Raw genomic sequence first — 18859 nt, forward strand, 5'->3', positions numbered from 1 at the left:
AGACAAAATTCAATGAAAAATAGTAGATTAAAGTACATTTACGAAAGCAGTCGAAACGAGCGCCGTAAGACTTCTAATCAGCAGGTTCGGGGTTCGAGTACTCGCGGGATCGCCATGATTTCAATGATTTATTGGACACGAGACTCCCGTAAAAGCGCTTCGGGTTTCAAGGGGGTTACAAAATAGGCGTTTCGCTTTCATACTCGTGGCGCCTGTCTTACCCAAAAGCGCAATGATCAGATCCCACATAGTGGCGTTCGGCAGAACCTAGGGTACGCTCCGACTTTGACGGGGGTAGGTAGCCCCACCTACCCGCTACCCCCCTTACCAAACCACAGCATCCAAACCGAGCCGCACGCTATGTTAGGTTAGAGACGGCGTGTTGGTCCGTATGCGGATCAAGGATTTGCAATACTCGGCTAGCGATGATCGACTGATCTTCTTGGCGAAGGAACTCAGGGTCGTATACCCTATGCCTTTAGGCTGGTCGCAGTCGATTGGTCTTAACGTTCTGCCAAGGCTCACTTTGATCATGGCCGCCTTCTCTTCAGTCTTGCCGGCAGCCTGCCCTGCCATTATCCGCGCGATCAAGCCCCGTTCAGCTCCGCCATTTGTATAGCGGATTGTTTGCGCAATATTCATACGGCTAGCCGCACCAGCGCAGCGCATTGCGGTTAATGAAGATTAAGACGGGCAGCAAATTCGTTGCTCATCGCGAGTCTTGCCGCCGGATCTTGGCAGTATGGGCTCGAGGCACGCCATCCGCGCATCGTTCAGCAACAAGATATTGCTAATGTGACCGACCTCTTTTTGAGCTGTGAAGCGGAAGGCTGAATCCAGACGAGTGGGTCCTGACCCTAGGACAAAGGGCGACGACTGACTATCGTTTCTGGCATGGAAATGTCACGGAACGTCTGAAGAACCTGCACCCTCTGGCTCCTGACCAACCGCTGCCCCGCCCCGCGACCAGCAGCTATGATCTGCTGACCACCAGCTACACCCCGCTGCCTACCCTTGGCTTCGGACCACCCGCTACACCCGTCCTAGCGGCTTGCTGCGGGCCGGTGGTGTCCAGAACAAGAAAGAGCGCGAACCCCGCGCCCTTCCAACTCTTTTACCACTGTTAGTCCCTTAGACCTTCCTTCGCCGCAATGCAGCCAATGCACCGAGGCCGCCTAGCAGCAGCAAACCACCAGCTGGGAGGGGGATCTGGGAAACAGCTGATACTGTCCAACCCTGGGTATCTGAGATTAAACGAGCATAAGAGAGACCCTCACCGTTCGAAAGTCTCAACAAATTAGCGAATGCTTTCGGAGAACCGGGCCCAAGCGTATCGGTGTTGTTGCTGTCAACATCATACCAATTGGACTGGGTGATCTGACCCGCGCCGTCGGTGACAAAAGTCAGATCATTTAAGTATGGCGCGTTGAACGTGGCGGTGTAGGACCCCGATGTCAGAGTTGCCGACAACACATCAGCCTGAAACCACTGTTGATTGAGATCGGTGTTTCCTCCGTTATCAACCAAGACCTGCAATGAGAATGCATCGTTCCCGGATATCCCCGCAGCGGCGCTTCCATTCGTAAAGGTGCTGTCGAAAGAGAAAAGGTAGGTTGCAGCCTGGGCTGCGCCGCCAGCAACGACTAGGCACGTTGCGAGCAGCGCCAATCGAACAGTACGAAACATAGAAGATCCCCTTGTATTTGGAAAAAGGGTGTGCCGTTTCCTTCGGTGAGTCAAGAAAATAGTATATTCTGCATGTAGTTCTGAGATGAGTGCCCAGCGCCGGATCGAGACTTTTCGCTGGCCAAGCGAATACACAAAACCGAGGCTCACGACGTTTGCCGATGTAGCACTTTTCTCAAACGGAACTGTCGGCTCCGCCGAAGACAATAATGCAGCTATCCATTTACAGCGCAGCGAATTCTCTGCCCTCAATGCCAGAGTTACGGACTTTCCGGGCCGTGGCACTTTTTGAATTTGACCTTGCTTTCTAGCGCGCTTTTACAAGCCATTAAGCAAGGTCAATTTGTCGAAAATCCTTTTCGTCAAGTTTCCTCCATGATCGATTCACGACCGCTTTTGCGGAGATTAGTAACATCGCTTGAGTGGTATGCCATCGTCGTGGAACGGTGGGCTGTCTTTTACGTTATAAGATTGCCCCGTGGCTTTGCTGCGCGACGGGCCTCAGTCGCATGGGCCTATCTCAGAGCCAGATTGTCCAATATACCTCTCGCGACAGGCGCCGACTACCCGGTAGCGCGTTAGTTCGTAGGCGGTGCAACAGCGTCGTGCTCGGCTTTGAAAGTGTCAAAATCGTAGCCCATACCGTTCAGAACAGTACTCCACATCCGCACGTTCGCAGCCGTGGCTACGGCCTCTCGCACTTCTGCCTCGGTGGCTCCGGCTTTGCGGGCCATCTTGGCATGGGCGTAGACGCAGTATTGGCAAGGGATCTGCGCTGATACGGCGAGAGCGATCAGTTCCCGTGTCTTTGAATCGAGCGATGCTTCGTCATTTCCAAGGGTGCCGTAGAGGGTCCAAGCCTCGTCGAGCGTATGCTCAGGGTAGGTTTTTTCGAAGAACGGTGGGGCCTCTTGGGCCATGCCGCCACTCGCGGTGATAGCCGCGGCGGCAAAGATCATGAACATTGTGCGCATAATTCCTTCCTCCTCTTTTGAGTCCAATGGACAAATATAACATAAAACTTGCAATATGTCAGTCGGCCCATTGCGGCTCTCGCGCCCAGCAAAAGCGTCCATGTTAGGTTATGATTAAGAGTTTCCATGGGCAGGCTGCAGCAAAAGCTCACTTTGTCCGCAACTCGGTCGTAACCTCCGTCGAGTTTGCTGCGGATTGCCCCAACGTCCGCTTTTTCTGCTGGGTTGCCGTATGGATTTCTCAGCCCATTCAGAGACGAAGATGCTGCAGGCGCAAACGGTAGGTTTTGATTGGGTCCGGATTGGGCTCGTTTCTGTCATCTGAGTGTTTTCATCGGATGACCGGATAGGCGCGACAAGCAGCCGTTGGAGCCGGAAACGTCGACGCTCAGCCATGAACGACGGCTTCCACCAACACCGGACGTTTATCGAAATCAGGGCAATGACCGGGGTGCGGACAAAGCGTAATTTCGCTTCGTCAGCACCAAAGGCAGCTTGCTGCATCTAGCTACTACCGCGAAAAAGACCAAGGGCGCTTAGTACTCATGTACATTTAAACTCATTCGAGTCCGTACAACCGCTGTGCCGCGACTCCATCCGACAATTCGCGCCAATCACCGGCCCGGTGAGCAGCCTGATCTGACTGGTCCAGTTTGATTGTTAGTGCATTGTCGGCCTCGGTTCTATCTTGATGATGGTTTCTGGAGCCGGTGGCCGGAACCCAAGAGCGCTGTGGGGACGCTTCGTGTTGTAGTGTTTTCTCCAGCCCTCGATGATGATCTGCGCTTCTCTCAGCGAGTAGAATATCTCCCGGTTCAGCAGTTCGTCCCGGAACCGAGCATTGAAGCTTTCGACGTAGCCGTTCTCCCAAGGGCTGCCTGGCTCGATGAAGGCGGTCTTGGCGCCAACAGCCTCGATCCAGGCGCGGACATCCTTCGCAACGAACTCGGGCCCATTGTCACTGCGCACGAATGCCGGCGGTCCGCGCAGGATGAACAGGTCAGTCAGTGCGTCGATGACGTCCGTCGAGTTCAGCCTGCGCTTCACCCGGATTGTCAGGCATTCCCGGCTGAACTCATCGAGGATGTTCAATGTGCGGAACGCCTTTCCATCGTCGGTGCGGCAATGGACGAAGTCATAGCTCCAGACATGGTTTCGATATTCCGGACGCAGCCTGATGCATGAGCCGTCGTTCAGCCACAGCCTCGATCTCTTCGGTTGTTTTGGTGGCACCTTCAGCCCCTCCCGCTTCCACAGTTTTTCGATACGGCCATCGCTGACCTGCCAGCCCGCGTCTCTCAGCAGCGCCGCAACACGACGGTAGCCGTAGCTGCCATACCGCCTCGCCAGTTCGATCATATCGGCCACAAGTCGTTCCTCGTCTGCCCGGCCGCGCGGTCGATACCGTTGTGTTGATCTGTGCTGCCCCAGGGCCCGGCAGATCCGGCGCTCTGACACCTTCATCTGACTCCGGATCAGATCGATACAGGCGCGTCGACGGGCGGGGCTCAGAAGTTTCCCCGGGCTGCCTCCTTCAGAATGAGTTTATCCAAGGTGAGGTCGGACACGGCCTTGCGCAGCCGTTCATTCTCTTTCTGGAGCCGTTTGAGTTCCTTCAGCTGGTCCGTTCCCATGCCGCCATACTGCTTGCGCCAACGGTAATAGGTCTGCTCGGTTATACGCACTTCGCGGATCGCATCCACACGCGCCATCCCTTGGCCGACAAGAACGTCAACCTGCCGCAGCTTCTGAACTATTTCCTCTGGCTTGTGTCGCTTGTTCGCCATTCTCTGTCCTTCGTTTCCTAAACATAACGGTGGACCAATTCAGATGGGGAGGCTCAGGTATTGGCGTCGGACGTGTGATCGCTGGTATCGGGTTCCTCATAATCAACCTCTATTTCACCAAGATGGTCGCCGACTGGTTTGAAGGCTGCGAGATCGCGACCGCGATGAGCGTTTTGGTGATGTCCTGGCCGTTTGGTATCGCGATGGGACAGGTGGGTCATGCATGGCTAGGGGAGCTTTATGGCTGGCGGGTACCGTTTCAAGTTGCATCGGCCTATTGCCTGCTCGCCGCTTTGGGCGTTTTTTTGTTCTACCGTGCCCCAAGAGACCCGTCTGCCATGAAATCCGTAGGCGCGGGGAGCCTCACACGGCAGGAATGGCGTTTGGTGTTCTGCGCTGCTGGGGCCTGGGGCGTCTTCAATGCGGCCTATGTGACTTACTTGTCTTTCGGCCCAAAAGTTTTGGAGAACCTCGGACAAACGGCAATCGCCGCAGCAGGTGTCATAAGTGTTGGGAGTTGGCTGATGATCGGCTCCGGTGCGCTTTGCGGTCAGATAGTAGACCGGTATGGCCACCGCAATCTCGTCCTGACGGTGTGCATGACTGGGGCGGTGATCGCCCTTTATTTGCTGAATTACCCTGGTGCCGGCCTTGCGGCCAGCCTGCTCTTCGGACTGGTCGGGATGGCGCCCGCTGGTGTCATTATGGCGCTGGCAGGTCTCGCTCTCCGACCCGAGGTTCGCGCCTTTGGCATGGGGGTGTTCTTCACAATTTACTACGCCATCATGCTGGCCACGCCACCCGCCGCCGGAGCGATCCTGGATGCAACAGGTCAACCTGAAGCCCCGATCTGGCTGGCCATGATCCTCTTTGCAAGCGTGGTTCCATTCGCGGTGACGTTCAAACTTCTCAAATCAGGCTCAGAGAGGGTTATCTAAAAGACCAGCGCATAATGGCTGTCTGGCAAGCAGACATTCGTTTGGCTCGCAACATCTGTCGGTACGGGGCTCGATCCGGTAATTAGCTGCGCAGAGTGCAAAGGTCTGCTCAGCGGACGAAGCTGCCGGTCCGTCATCCTAATTCGACCGGTGCTATTGGCCCGAAGCGGACCCTGAGCACCGTTATGGATGCTGCAATCACAGTTCGGTTTGCTACCAAACGCTGCAGTCGCAAAATAAAATGCCATCAGAATTCTCTCTCGGCGGGCAAAATAGACCTTGGCCGCGAGGTCCCGAAAGACCGCCTTGGCAAGCTGCCGGCATCCCGCAAGACCACCACAAAATGGCACAGGCTCTCTCTGGATTACATTCCGCAAAATGTGGCTGAAATGGTCGTGATAGACCCAAGGTCAGTCATGCACTAGCATGGGAGCCGGATCAATCCGGTGGAGGAAAGTGGGCATCATTGTACCGCCGAAATCCGGGGCAATCAGGATCGCATTTTGAGATTTTTACTGAGAGCGATATTTTTTCTGATCTTACTCGCAACAACGGTGTTTGGTTACAAACAGCTAACGCGCGTACCGGATGTGCGCGTCACATATATGACCGACACGGTAATTGAAGGCCCTTTGCGTGATGAGATATCCGCGACCGGCGCCGTCAACGCAGTGGTCACGGTTGAGGTCGGATCCCAACTTTCGGGCCGGATCGCAAAACTGCTTGTCGACTTCAACGACATCGTGAGCCGAGACCAACCGGTTGCACAGCTCGACGCCCAGACCTACGAGGCACGACTTGCAGAGGCCAAGGCGGCATTGGATATGGCGCGCGCGACGGTTGCGATCAAACAAGCCGAACTGGATCGTGCAAAGGCCGAGCGAGACGACGCGGCCTCTTATTTGACGGTGCTGCGCGCGCGACTCGATGGAGCACAGGCCCGGTTCGACGCAGCCAAAGCAGACTGGGACAGGAAGGTGTCCCTGGATCAGCAGAACCTGATGACGGCCGAGGCGTTCTCGGCCGCGGAGCTGAATTTCAAACTGGAAACGGCGGCCCTGCAAGAGGCGCAAGCGGTTCTCGATGCCCACAGTCTGAAAGTGCAGGTTGCCGAGGCCAATGTCGCCCGGCAGGAAGCGGATCTGTTAAATTCCCGTGCGAATATCCCGCAACGCAAAGCGCTTCTTGACCTTGCGACGGTTGAGTTCGACCGAACTGTGATCCGTTCACCCATCGACGGTGTGGTGATCCGGCGCAACGTATCCGAAGGCCAGACCGTTGCAGCAAGTCTTGAGGCGCCGACGCTCTTCACGATTGCAAAAGATCTCACCCAGATGGAGATCCACGCCCGCATCGATGAAACCGATATCGGCATGATCCAAAGCGGATTACGAGCGGAAATTACGGTCGACGCGTATCCGGATCGCCGGTTTGAAGGCCTTGTGAAACAGATACGGAAAGCGCCTGAAGTTATCCAGAATGTCGTGACCTACACGGTGATCATTACGACCAAAAATCCGGACCTGCTTCTTTTGCCGGGCATGACCGCGAACGTTCGCATTGTCGTGATGGAAACCGAGCCGCTTGTAAAAGTTCCACGAGCCGCGCTGAGTTTCGTTCCCGATGCTGCGGACACGCCCGACGGAGGGCCCAATGTGTGGGTTCTGGATGACAGTGGTGCGCCACGGCCTGTTTCTGTAACCGCTACCGGTGCGCAGGACCGGACCCATGTGGCGGTCAGCCCGGGCGAGCTGAAAATCGGGCAGGCTGTGATCATCAACGAAATCAGCCAGCAGGCGGCAAGAGAAGTCTTTGGGATCCGTCTTGGGTTTTGAGCGCAATACCAAGCCGCTGATCGAGGCGGACAACATTTGCAAGGACTACGTGTCGGGTGCGGGCGTAGTGTCTGCGTTGAGAGGGGTTTCACTTGCCATCGGCTGCGGCGAATTCGTTGCGATCATGGGCCCGTCCGGTTCCGGCAAGTCGACACTCATGAACATCTTCGGCCTTCTCGACAGGCCATCGAAAGGCCGTCTGATATATGCTGGCCGTGACGTGTCGGACCTCGATATCAACGCGCGGGCCGCGATCCGCAATGCGCAAATCGGGTTCATCTTTCAGTCCTACAACCTGTTGCCTCGGTTGACTGCATTGGAGAATGTCGAACTGCCCTTGGTCTATGCCGGTGTGCGGCGACCCGAACGCATGAAACGCGCGAGAGAGATGCTGGATGCGGTCGGTCTGGCGGACAGGCAGGCGCATTGGCCAAACCAGCTCTCTGGCGGCGAGCAACAGCGCGTCTCAATCGCGCGGTCCATGATCGCCAATCCGGCGCTCGTGCTGGCTGACGAGCCGACCGGCGCCCTCGACAGCAAAACCGGTGAGGCGGTAATTCGATTGTTGGCCGACCTTGTCGCGTCAGGTGTAAGTGTCGTGGTCGTCACCCATGACGAAACGGTCGCGGCCAAAGCGGACCGGATCGTGCGGATGGCCGATGGCGCGGTGCTTCCCCACCGCCCGGAGATTGCCCGCGAGAGTGCCACCCGAGATAGCACGCCGCGATGAACTGGTTGGAGACATTGCGTGTCGCTCTGCGCTCCATTCGTGCCAACCGGATGCGCTCGGCCCTGACCATGCTCGGCATCATCATAGGCGTCGCGTCGGTGGTGACGATGATTGCGATCGGCTCCGGTGCGCGAACGAAAATTGCCGAACAGATCCGCTCTCTTGGTGCGCATGTGCTGATGGTCCTGCCTGAGGCGAGCAGTTCGCAGGGCGTGCGTCAGCGGGCCGGGTCCGGCCAGTCGCTCACAGAAGGCGATGCGGCTGCGATCATGGCAGAACTTCCGGCGGTGACCGCCGCGGCACCTTCGATCCGTGGCGTGTTCCAGATCGTGGCAGGCAAGCGCAACTGGCGCACGACCGTGAACGGAACGACGGCCGAATACTTTGTTATCCGGGAATGGGCGCTGGCGGCTGGCCGGTATTTCACGGCGGAAGACACGAAAGGGGGTGAACGCGTCGCTCTGATCGGACAGACCGTGGCCGAGGAACTCTTCCCCGATTTCGACAGCCCAGTCGGCCAGACCCTGCGCATTGGTCACGCGCTTGTGACAGTCGTCGGGGTGCTATCCGAAAAAGGCCCGACGGGCTCTGGCCGAGATCAGGACGACGTTGTCTTCCTCCCAATTTCGACGGTACGTCAGCGGCTTGTCGGCGGATCAAATCAGGTCAATCGCGATGCGGTGGCCTATATTCTTGCCAAGGCGGTGTCGGGACAGCAACTGTCTGTCGCTGAACAACAGATTGCGTGGTTGCTGCGCCTGCGGCACGACCTGCGGGAGGGGCAGAACGATGATTTCAGAGTGACCAACCCGGCTGCTACGATGCGCGCGCAAACGGCGTCGACCCGTGTTCTGTCGTGGCTTCTGGCTTCGGTCGCGTCCGTGTCCCTGGTGGTTGGCGGCATCAGTATAATGAACATCATGCTTGTCTCGGTCGCGGAACGACGGCGCGAGATTGGTCTGCGGCTTGCTGTCGGGGCCCGGCAAAAGCATATCAGGATGCAATTTCTGACCGAAGCACTGGTGCTCTGTGTGATCGGAGGTTTGCTGGGCTTGATGTTGGGAACGGTGTCGACGGCCATTCTCGCATATTACGCGAATTGGCCCGTCTATTTGTCGCCCACGGCCATGGTGCTGGCGATGGTCTTCGCCGGACTGACGGGGTTGGTCTTTGGATATTACCCGGCCCGGAAGGCTGCAAAATCTGACCCGATTGAGTGTCTCAGGTCGGAATAGGGTTTGCTGGAGGCGGATCAGTATACCGCCCGTCGTTCGACGGTGCCGGGCATCAACATTGTGACAAGCACTGTCCGCCAAAGTCTCGGACTAGCTGGAATCCTGGTGGCACACACAAAACGTGGTCTGCGACATCCGAAGTCGTGGCTCAGATCGAAGTGTTTCGCATCAGTCCGAAAATCGAGTGCAGAAACTTCCGCGGCCCTTTACCCGCTCAGGAAAAGATCGCCGCCGTCAGACAGCGGAGCGCACCGCCGAGACCTGCTGTCGCCGAAGGGACGAATGTGATGCGAAAGCCTCGTGCTTCCAGCATGGCCTGACCCTCAGGCGTCAAGCCGGGCGCGTCCTCGAAGTCCGGCACGAGAAGATGATCATCCAACTGGATCCAGTTGAGAGGCGAAGTGAAACCTTTGGGGCCGTCGGACACCGGGATTTGCAGAATCTCTGCGTCGGGCAAGCATTCCGCCAGTTGCTCCACAAGGAAGTCGGAGATCTTGCTTGAGGTTTCTTCGGAATGCATGGCAACGGCGCATAGTTCAGGGCCGAGGAACCGGACCATCCCGTCCGTGTGCTGGCTCACGTCCTCCGGGAAGCCCGGAACGAAGAGCCAGTCGCGTATGCCCAGTCGCTTGGCATCGGCCCGCAGCGTGTTGCGCAAGTCTTCCTCAGACGTGATCTCGTTTTTGGCCAGAAGCGAAAAGGTGGACACGGCCAGACCGTCCGGCCCCGGGACAAGGTTTCCCGAGGCGATCCAAGCGTCCGTTGTCGTAGATGCCGCGGGCAGGATGTTGGCAAACAGCTCGGCGTCATCCGGACGCTTTTCGACGCTGTGGCGCGGCCGAACGAGGTCTATTCCGACCTCGGTCTGGACTGCGATCGGCGCGTGATCGCGAATCCAGGGGGAATTCAAAACCCCTGCAACCACGGCGACATGATCCGGGTCGGACATTTCGGCAATCTGTGCCGACGCCCCAAGCGGGTCCGGCCCAAGCAGGATGACGCCAATTTCCTGTGACGCGACTTTCGCGATGCTCAGCAGGGTCGCGTGAACGTCGATATTCCAAAGCGGGACGCAAATTGCGTCCGGTACCGCATAATCCGGGACGAGCCTACGCGCCCCGGAATCAACGATATACCGCAAGGACAATCCGTCCGATCAGTCGGGTTCCGCTACGTCCTGTATTGTGCCGTCCAAACAGTATTTGAAGTCGCAGCCAGAACCGGAGGAGGTTTGTCCGATGCGGTATCCGAGGCGCCCCAGTGCGGTCCCATATTCGCGTATCGTGAAACCATCTCTTGCGCGAACACCTGTCCGCAAATCGCGGACTCCCAGGCGAAGATCGCGGATGCCAGCTCTCTTGGAGACCGAGACGTCCTGTGCGGCGGCAGGCATGGCAAACAACGGAACAGACACAAATAGGCCCAACGCCTTGTTCAACCGGTTGCGAGCAGCTGATGACTTTTTCATATTTCTTTCTCTCACAAAAATTTGGCTTGAGGGATGACGGTACCCTGAAATGTGGTCACGATCAAGAAATGGGCACCCGCAGTTTTGCGCCACAATCCCTTCAAGTGTGTCCCAGAATGCAGCTAGGGTTAGGCTGAACATCCAGACTTAGACTTCATGCGCCGTCAGACATGCCTACAGTTTTTAGGAAATATCGACCGGCATACTGGCGAGCGGATGCCCGTTCCCGGGCGGCGAATGGCTATTTTCCCTAGATGGAGGATATCAAGAAGGCTGCATTGTGGGACCGTATCTGGATTCGACGCGGCCATGCAAAGTTGCAGCATGAGCCCTTTATTGAGAGCACCAGGGATATCCGCTCTTTGTCGGTCGTCGTGTGAACTTCGCAGCCAGAGCGAAAGTCCGGATTCCGCCGTTTTCGCCGATTTCTGCGCTCGACACGAATGTCTTGGATGGGCTCGACCCGGTCATCTGAGTGTTTTCATCGGATGACAGGATAGGCGCGGCAATCAGCCGTTGGAGCCGGAAAAATTTGAGGCGGACGAAGTGAAAGACGGCTTTTAACGACACCAGACGTTCCTCGAAATCAGCCCAATGACCGGGTAGCGGACGATGCGGGCTCGCGCTCGCTAAGTCGATGCCACTTGAATGTGCTAAGATCATGTCTCCCTCCCAGTAAAGGGATGCAGCACCATGAAAATCGTCAAGGCGCGCTCACAGGCAGCAGTCGTTGATGCGGCGAGCCTTATGCGAGGTTTGTATGAAGCAAACAAAGCACTTTATCACGACGACCTGGAAACCATCGAAGAGTACTATCGCGGCTCATGGTTTTTTGAGGTCTCACCCGCAATACCTGTGAACTACCGACCGCCACAGGGTGATGTTCTTGTCGCTTACCTGAAGGGAATGCCCGCCGGAACGGTCGCGATTTACAGGATGGGGCCGGACAACTGCGAGCTGAAATCAATGTTCGTTGCAGAGAAGTTTCGAGGGGCCGGGGTCGCGCGCGCCTTGTGCGAGAAGGTGATCGAACTGGCCAAAGACCAAGGCTATCGCTCCATCAGACTCACAACAGGGATCCGTCAAAAACCAGCCCGACGCTTGTACGAAGGACTTGGTTTCAAGATCGTCAAACCTTGGGATACCGACCCTCCCGAAGGCTACGACTACTTTGAGCTTGGAATTGCACAGGACAATTCTGACCTTGATCTTGGCTCTGTTTAATTGGTCCGCTCGGGGCTCGACCCGGTCATTAGCTGCACCAAGTACCAAGGTCTGCTCAGAGGGACTTTTCTGAATGTCACTAACGAGCGCAATCCTTCACTGGTCCTTGCTGTCAGGAAGCGATACGTCTTGCCTCTCTAACCACTCGCGAAAGACGGCCCACCGGTCTTGGCTGTGGACTGGGAACCGAAAGCTTTCCAGATCTTCGAGCGCTTTCTTGAGTTCCGGTGGGATTGTTCTTGGCAGAGTCATGTTGAGAACATTAGGCGAACATATCATTCCACAGCAAGTCCGTTTGCGGTATGCTCAATGAATAATTTCATCTGGCGGAGTTAGGTGTCTAAGAGTTTCTTCCCTTCCTGCGAGGCGGGCATGACAAAGAAGCAGAACATTCTGCAGCAGCAAGAAAAACCGATCACCGAGGAACAGGTGGTAGACGCGGTACGCACCAAGAAACATGCGCGACCACGGGCTCCACGGTTGGAAATGAATTTCGATGAAGATAAGCGCGTCAACTCACTCAAGTTCGATCATGAAGACCAGAGTGTTGCCTACACGCTTGCAATGTACGACGTCGGAACCGGAGATGCGGATTTCTTTCAAGGCATCCTGAAGCAAGTCGCGTCGCTTGGGTCCCAAGGGAAACCTGTCTGCGAAGATGCGACGAACTTTGTCCTGAGCGTCATACGCTCTGTAGATCCCCAGGACGAGGTCGAGGCCATGCTTGCAGCTCAAATGGCTGCAACGCATCTCGCGACCATGACATTCGCGCGACGGCTCAATCATGTTGAAACCATTCCCCAGCAAGACTCAGCAGAGCGTGCCCTAAACAAGCTGGCCCGGACCTTCACGACGCAGATGGAGACACTAAAGAAACACCGCGCCAAGGCTCAGCAAACGGTCAGGGTCGAGCGCGTTCTGGTGAGCGAAGGTGGCCAGGCCATTGTGGGCGATGTAAGCACCGGGGGGGAGGGTTCAGCGTGAAAAGTGACGCTAACCCCATTAGCCCTGCACAGCGCCTCAGAGACGCGCCTAGATGCCGAGCTAAGGCCAAGCGCACCAAGGAACGCTGCAGGGCCCCAGCGGTGCGCGGATGGCATGTGTGCCGCGTTCACGGGGCAGGCGGGGGTCACAAGGCCGATCCGATGCATCCGCGCTGGAAGCACTGCGGGCGGTCTCAACAGGCTGAGCAGGCACGGGCGCTGATCCGAATCCTAAAATATTTGCCAACCACGCCGTTCCAAACTTAACGACAGCTTTTGTTTAACCAGCGGACGTTCGAAAAAATCGGGCAAAAGCAGATTTGCGGACGAATCCGAGCCTTAGTTCAAGTTGGTCGAGTTGGGGTTGCCGAGCCAAAGCTGCGATGAGGTGCCTTCCCTTTCAGTTACTTAGTTATCTCGAACTATCCCACGGCTTTCTTCAGGCGTTCATTGACTCAGCCCGCATTTCCCAAGTAACTTAACGTTTTCGCACCTCCGATTGCCAGTAACGTGTTATATTTCAGCGTGTTAAGGCGGTCGGGAGCGAAGGTTTATGGTTCACCCTGCGGGTGCAAGCAAAACGGGCGATGTCCGGCTTGGTTTTGATCGCCGGGTGCGGCTGGAGTTCCATGGCTCGAAGATCAGTTCCGACGGTGGTCTGTTGCTGTTCCGGGAACTGGATGAGGTGCTCGGCCTGAATGAACTGGCGGGTAGCGTGCTGCGCGATACCCGCACCGGTCACAACCGTCTGCATTCTCTGGTAGGCCTGTTGCGTCAGTCTGTTTTCGGTCGGCTGGCCGGGTACGAGGATGTAAATGACGCGGATCGTCTGGCTGTTGATCCAGTGATGCGGCAAGTCGTCGGTGGACGGGCTGTCGATGCAAATGCCGCCTCCGCCAGCCAGATGGGGCGGTTCGAGACCGAGGTGTTGGCGACGACCGACAATCACGCAGAGCTGGCTGATTTGTCCGGACACTGGATCGAACGGTTTCATGCGGCAACCGCACCCAAGTGGATCACGCTCGACATGGACAGTTCTGTCAGCCCGACCCACGGCGCGCAGGAGGGCACCGCCTGGAACGGTCATTTCGGCTGTATGTGCTATCACCCGCTGTTTGTCTTCAATCAGTTCGGCCACCTCGAACGTTGTGCCCTGCGCCCCGGAAATGTGCACAGCGCCGACGGATGGGAATTGGTTCTGAAACCCGTCATCGCGCGATATGCAGATCGCAACCTGATGCGGTTCTTCCGGGCCGATGCCGCGTTTGCCATTCCGGACCTCTATAAGGTGCTCAAAGCCCAGAGCTATTTCTACGCCATCCGCCTGCGAGCCAATCGCGTACTTCAGGGCAGGGTCGCGCATCTGCTCAAGCGCCCGGTGGGTCGTCCGCCCAGCTATGTCCGCCGCCTTTACGGGGACTTCGAGTATCAGGCGGCATCTTGGGACAAACCGCGCCGAGTTGTAGCCAAGGTGGAATGGCATCCGGGCGAGTTGTTTCCCCGTGTCGGCTTTGTCGTCACCAACCTGCCGATGGAACCGGACTGGATCATCCACTTCTACAATCAGCGTGGCACCGCCGAGCAGCACATCAGGGAAGGTAAGCAGGCGATCAACTGGACGCGCCTGTCGTGCAAGGGCATGGCGCAGAACGAGGTGCGGCTTCAGCTTCACGCATTGGCGTACAATCTCGGCATCTTCCTACAGGGCGCTGATCTGCCGGAGGAGACGGCCGACTGGTCTTTGACCAGCCTGCAAACCCGGCTGATCAAAATCGGCGCGCGGGTCGTTCGCCATGCCCGCGCTATCACGTTCCAGCTTGCCGAGGTTGCCGTTAACGGCGCTCTGTTCAGTCGTATCCTCGCGGCCATCCAGCAGCTGCGCTCCCCACCAGTTCCAACATGACGGTGTCGATAACAAAACCCGAACGAAACCGGCTCGACTGCTCTGCCCAATCGGGTGCCCATCCGTCCCAAACCCAAGTCAAACCCGCTGTCGAAAGCAGAAACCGCGCTCAGCACAGGCGCCCGACGCACATACACCGGCTCACCGTGCCCAAGGGACTTGATCGGCGCGACGTTCAGCCGCAAAATGGAAGGCACGAAGTTCTACTTGGGGAATGTCAGAATAAAATATTGCGAATCCGACACGAACTGGCATGGTATTAATCGATTAGCTGGTTTTGCGGCGGTCGTAGGGTAAGGGGAACTCTTATATGATACGTAAACTTTTATTTGTTTCGCTTGGTGTCGCGGCGGTCACGTTGGCAGCTGAAGACGCCCAAGCATCCACTGTAACGCTCGATTTCGACACCGCCGCGACGGGCAGCAACATCGTCTCAGACGGTTCGGTTTCTACATCGCTCGGAACCGTCAGCCTGTCTTGTACCGGCACGTGCCTTAACCTTACCTCGAATGGAGGGAACGGGTTCCTGCGCCACAATCAGGGCACAGACGCGGACTTCGCAGAACTTACATTCGGTTTCTCCGCGACGTCACTTTCGTTAGTCTATGCGGGCGATATCTCTGGCGTGTTCACTGCTCAGGCAATCGACAGAAACGGCAACGTCGTGGACTCGTTCTTCGATGACAATACCGTCGGCGCGCTGGGAGACGACGTCCCCGGCGGCACAGTCAACCTTTTTGGGACGGATATTGTTGCATTCCGTTTCTTCGACGGCCCTGGTGGCCTTAGTTTTGCGAGTATCGACGACTTGGCGATCACTGTCGCGCCGATCCCGCTTCCGACCGGCCTTCCGCTACTGGCCGGCGGCTTCATGCTTCTCGGCCTGCTTCGGCGCCGCAAAGCCTGAACGCTATTTCATTGCTGAAACGGCCCGCGCACCTGCGCGGGCCGTCTTCTTTTTCACGGGACGTTAATCGCGTATTCAGGGTTTATGAACTCAAAGACAAAATTGTGAGATTTGTCCTACTAAAACTTACGCATCTAGCTTAAAGACTAGAGTTATGTTTTACGGGGATTTATAATTATGCGTGCTATATTAAGTGCAATTCTCTTTATATTTGGCGCCGTGACTTCGGCGTCTTCGGCGACCTATGCGGTCAATTTTAGCTTTGGCGGCACGTCCGGCAACGACGTAGAGGGAGTGCTTTACTTCAATGACATCGACCCCTCAAAAACAGTTCAATCAACGTGGACAAGGGTGACAAAAAATCCGATCAGCAGTGCTATGAATGAATTTTTATGATGTTGACTTCTATCAAAATAACGGATTTGGGTTTTATTTTAATTATTTCAGCTTTGACCAAAATGGCGTTTATAGATCTAGCGACTATTTAGCAAGAGGCGCTTTTGACCCGGGCCCTGTATATACTTACGCTAGTTTGTACTTTGTTTTATCTGGCGAGGCGTCATTTTCATGTCTTTATCGGCCAGGCTCAATTTGTGGCGACCCTTCCAATACCCAGAGCAGTGGACAGGCTACGTTTAGCCCCGCTCGTCTTGAACCTGTTCCTGTCCCCGCAGGTATTACCCTTTTGCTAACTGGGGTTGCAGGCTTCGCAAGCGTTCGGGCGCGTCAGGAGCGTAAGCCGCGGGTCTAGACTGAGGCTAGGACCAGAACTCGTATCCGTAATGTTGCGACGGCAGCTGGTGCCCACCAAACGGGTTTGCATAATCTGCTCCAAAGCACGAATGCACTTATATCGGCAGAACCCATGAAGCCAACGTGGGCGTTTTCATCGTCAGCTCAAATCGTTGCATTTTGCAACTTTGCTCTTCTACCCACCTTAGATCAAGGCGCGGTCAATATGCGAACCGTAACACCGTGGGCAAATACTTCGATGAACTGAAAGCTCGCGGCCTAACCGAGATGACGCGCGCGCCCTATCTCGGCCCCTCCGGAGTGGGGCAAGCGAGCCTGTGGGCCTTGCAAGAACTACTACGATGGACGGCAAGTCAGCTCAGCAAGCCTTTCTAAAGTGGAGGAAAAAAGAAAAGCCCCGCACAAAAACCCTGCATTCCCGCCCCAATGACTGGGACACCGATACAGAACGAAACAAAGAAATAAGCGCGACCGTCATAAAAATTGGGATGCGAGGTTGAAATTTCCCTTTGTCACCGATGCACAAAAACCGTGACACATATACATCTAGCCATAGGCACATGGCGTGATTGATAGAAGCCACGACATATAAACTTGGCAGGCTAAATAATGCGCTGGATTATCCTACTCATACCGATTGCATGGTTCTTACTTACCGACCCGACAAAACGTCTCGCAAACTGGTTCTGGCCAAACTCCCCGGCACCTTGGGAAACCGTAGACGCCTTCTACTATCCAGATCGAGGGGACCTGTTGAGCTATGAGAATGCGCGCGGATTCGCAACGCTGGATGAGTGCCGGGACTGGGTTCTAAGTCAAGCGCGCCTAAACGGCGACCCTAGAATATTGAATGGCGATTATGAGTGCGGGTTTGGGCAAGTCGGCACCTTCGGAGACTTGATAGTATACCGGCAAACAGCACAATAAATTTGCTATAGATTTCGGCAAAATTCAGAGGCATGGCATGGGCGGCATCGGTAGCGGAAGGCACTGGCATTGGGACGCGAAAAGCACGGTAGCAGACTATCGCAGTATCGACGTGCGGCGCTGGGCGCGGGAGGGGTTACTGACGCCCGGAAGGCGCTTTTCATGGCAATGGTCCATCGACGATGAAAAGGTCGCCAGCATAACCGTGCAGGCCGAGCATGGACAGGTGAGGCTAATCTATCGCAGCCGGGACCATGGCGACGAGTGGGAGAGCCACGACTACCCAGTGCGCTTGCTTTCTCAGCAATGTCACTACGGGGGCCATCGCGAGTGGTTCGCCTGCCCTGCTCGCGGCTGCGGTCGGCGGGTGGCAAAACTCTACGGCGGTCGGATATTTGCGTGTCGGCATTGTTATCTACTCGCCTACCCCTCGCAGCGCGAGGCCGGCTTTCAGCGCGCCCAGCGCCGAGCGGATAAAATCAGAGAGCGGTTAGGCTGGGAACCTGGTTGCGATAATTGGGGTGAAAAGCCCAAGGGGATGCATTGGCGCACCTATCACAAGCTCATCGGAGAACTACAGGCTTGGGAGCGTCAAAGCGAGTTGGGTTTAGCCGCATTTGCTTTGGAAAAATTTGGCGGGCTGGAGTATCTATGACGCGCCATTAGGTGGTTATCCGGGTGGATAAATTATGATTGATGTTTAATTAAATTAATACAATCAATAACTTATGGCAATTTCATGGTGCGGGTGAAGGGACTCGAACCCCCACGCCAAAGGCGCCAGAACCTAAATCTGGTGCGTCTACCAATTCCGCCACACCCGCATCGCGCTGCGTCATAGCAAAGCGCGGATTTGGATGCGAGAATAAAATCCAACCTAAAAATTATCGCGGGACGGCGCAGAATAGGCGCGACATTTACCCATTGTTGCCATATTCTGGTTGAAAAACTGAGGCAGTAACAGAGCGAGACCAAGCCCATGGAACCGAAAACGGTCGGGCGTATGACGGGTGACACCGTCATTATGCCCAATGCGGATGCGACAGGCTTCCTCCCATCCTCCATAATCCTGACCCTCGCGGGCGAAAAACGGGTCGAGGACCTGAGCGCCGGTGACAGGGTCATCACGCGCGATGGTGGCATGGCCGTTCTGAAGGACGTACGGAGCCGTCAGATATCGACCCGCGCGGTCCGGATCAAGGCAGGCTCGCTTGGACATACCCGACCAGAACGAGACGTGACGGTCCCGGCGGGTCAACCGGTCCTGATCCGCGACTGGCGCGCCAGGGCGGTATTCGGCGCGACACGTGCCATGGTCCCGGCGCACCGTCTGGCAGATGGCGAATTCATCACGCTGCAGGACCACGTCACGATGACCGTGTTCGAACTCGAATTCGATCGCCCGCACGTGCTCTATGTCGATGGGCTCGAGGTCGGCAGCCACGACGCCGCGGCCGCGCTTTCCAAAGCGGCCTGACTGTCGCTCCCACCGAATGATGTTCTGAAGCA

15 protein-coding genes and 1 tRNA gene are annotated in these 18859 nt (G+C 56.3%); 11 read left to right on the plus strand and 5 right to left on the minus strand.

Annotated elements, in window-relative coordinates; translation table 11 throughout:
* Positions 1 to 1131: 1131 nt before the first annotated feature.
* From EZV60_RS19345 to EZV60_RS14535, 3 genes are all read right to left on the minus strand, one after another.
* Positions 1132 to 1686, minus strand: coding sequence for a VPLPA-CTERM sorting domain-containing protein (locus EZV60_RS19345; RefSeq protein ID WP_245306319.1), 555 nt, complete (start codon positions 1684 to 1686; stop codon positions 1132 to 1134).
* Positions 1687 to 2264: 578 nt separating this feature from the next.
* A complete protein-coding gene (locus EZV60_RS14530; protein ID WP_210115104.1) occupies positions 2265 to 2651 on the minus strand; it encodes a carboxymuconolactone decarboxylase family protein in 387 nt (128 codons plus the stop codon).
* A gap of 669 nt (positions 2652 to 3320) precedes the next feature.
* A protein-coding gene (locus tag EZV60_RS14535; protein ID WP_135506335.1) for an IS3 family transposase occupies positions 3321 to 4447 on the minus strand; the annotation gives its coding sequence in 2 pieces (ribosomal slippage) (positions 3321 to 4183 and positions 4183 to 4447; 1128 coding nt in all).
* Positions 4448 to 4521: 74 nt separating this feature from the next.
* On the opposite strand from EZV60_RS14535, the gene EZV60_RS14540 reads away from it, so the two are divergent.
* From EZV60_RS14540 to EZV60_RS14555, 4 genes are all read left to right on the plus strand, one after another.
* Positions 4522 to 5385 (plus strand): MFS transporter, encoded by an 864-nt coding sequence (locus tag EZV60_RS14540; RefSeq protein ID WP_245306320.1) that lies wholly within the window; start codon positions 4522 to 4524, stop codon positions 5383 to 5385.
* A 446-nt stretch (positions 5386 to 5831) separates the two neighbouring features.
* Complete coding sequence (locus tag EZV60_RS14545) at positions 5832 to 7220, plus strand: efflux RND transporter periplasmic adaptor subunit (protein ID WP_135506337.1); 1389 nt, start codon at positions 5832 to 5834, stop codon at positions 7218 to 7220.
* Entirely contained in the window at positions 7198 to 7950 is a 753-nt protein-coding gene (locus EZV60_RS14550) for an ABC transporter ATP-binding protein (RefSeq protein WP_245306321.1), read from the plus strand. The genes EZV60_RS14545 and EZV60_RS14550 overlap by 23 nt, the downstream gene beginning before the upstream one ends.
* Positions 7947 to 9185, plus strand: a complete 1239-nt coding sequence (locus EZV60_RS14555; protein ID WP_135506338.1) for an ABC transporter permease — start codon at positions 7947 to 7949, stop codon at positions 9183 to 9185. The genes EZV60_RS14550 and EZV60_RS14555 overlap by 4 nt, the downstream gene beginning before the upstream one ends.
* Before the next feature lie 214 nt (positions 9186 to 9399).
* On the opposite strand, the gene EZV60_RS14560 is transcribed toward EZV60_RS14555, so the two are convergent.
* Complete coding sequence (locus tag EZV60_RS14560; RefSeq protein WP_167853532.1) at positions 9400 to 10326, minus strand: agmatine deiminase family protein; 927 nt, start codon at positions 10324 to 10326, stop codon at positions 9400 to 9402.
* 1020 nt (positions 10327 to 11346) lie between these two features.
* Here EZV60_RS14560 and EZV60_RS14565 point away from each other — a divergent pair.
* The 6 genes from EZV60_RS14565 (at position 11347) to EZV60_RS14590 (ending at position 18005) form a co-directional block, all read left to right on the plus strand.
* The gene (locus EZV60_RS14565; RefSeq protein ID WP_135506340.1) at positions 11347 to 11877 is read left to right on the plus strand and encodes a GNAT family N-acetyltransferase; all 531 of its coding nucleotides are present in this window, start codon (positions 11347 to 11349) and stop codon (positions 11875 to 11877) included.
* A 372-nt stretch (positions 11878 to 12249) separates the two neighbouring features.
* The gene (locus EZV60_RS14570) at positions 12250 to 12861 is read left to right on the plus strand and encodes a hypothetical protein (protein ID WP_135506341.1); all 612 of its coding nucleotides are present in this window, start codon (positions 12250 to 12252) and stop codon (positions 12859 to 12861) included.
* A 552-nt stretch (positions 12862 to 13413) separates the two neighbouring features.
* A complete protein-coding gene (locus EZV60_RS14575) occupies positions 13414 to 14763 on the plus strand; it encodes an IS1380 family transposase (protein ID WP_135506342.1) in 1350 nt (449 codons plus the stop codon).
* Between the two features lie 310 nt (positions 14764 to 15073).
* Positions 15074 to 15670: a hypothetical protein gene (locus tag EZV60_RS14580; protein ID WP_135506343.1), complete on the plus strand. Its 597-nt coding sequence runs from the start codon at positions 15074 to 15076 to the stop codon at positions 15668 to 15670.
* 382 nt (positions 15671 to 16052) lie between these two features.
* Positions 16053 to 16421 carry a VPLPA-CTERM sorting domain-containing protein gene (locus EZV60_RS19575; protein ID WP_135506344.1) on the plus strand — a complete coding sequence of 123 codons (369 nt, stop codon included), beginning with the start codon at positions 16053 to 16055 and terminating at the stop codon, positions 16419 to 16421.
* Positions 16422 to 17387: 966 nt separating this feature from the next.
* Positions 17388 to 18005, plus strand: coding sequence for a hypothetical protein (locus EZV60_RS14590; protein ID WP_135506345.1), 618 nt, complete (start codon positions 17388 to 17390; stop codon positions 18003 to 18005).
* An 85-nt stretch (positions 18006 to 18090) separates the two neighbouring features.
* On the opposite strand, the gene EZV60_RS14595 is transcribed toward EZV60_RS14590, so the two are convergent.
* A tRNA-Leu gene (locus EZV60_RS14595) sits at positions 18091 to 18174 on the minus strand.
* A 155-nt stretch (positions 18175 to 18329) separates the two neighbouring features.
* On the opposite strand from EZV60_RS14595, the gene EZV60_RS14600 reads away from it, so the two are divergent.
* Positions 18330 to 18827 carry a Hint domain-containing protein gene (locus tag EZV60_RS14600; RefSeq protein ID WP_135506346.1) on the plus strand — a complete coding sequence of 166 codons (498 nt, stop codon included), beginning with the start codon at positions 18330 to 18332 and terminating at the stop codon, positions 18825 to 18827.
* Positions 18828 to 18859 lie beyond the last annotated feature (32 nt).

The organism is Roseovarius aestuariivivens (assembly GCF_004761875.1).
In the GTDB taxonomy this organism is placed as follows: domain Bacteria; phylum Pseudomonadota; class Alphaproteobacteria; order Rhodobacterales; family Rhodobacteraceae; genus Roseovarius; species Roseovarius aestuariivivens.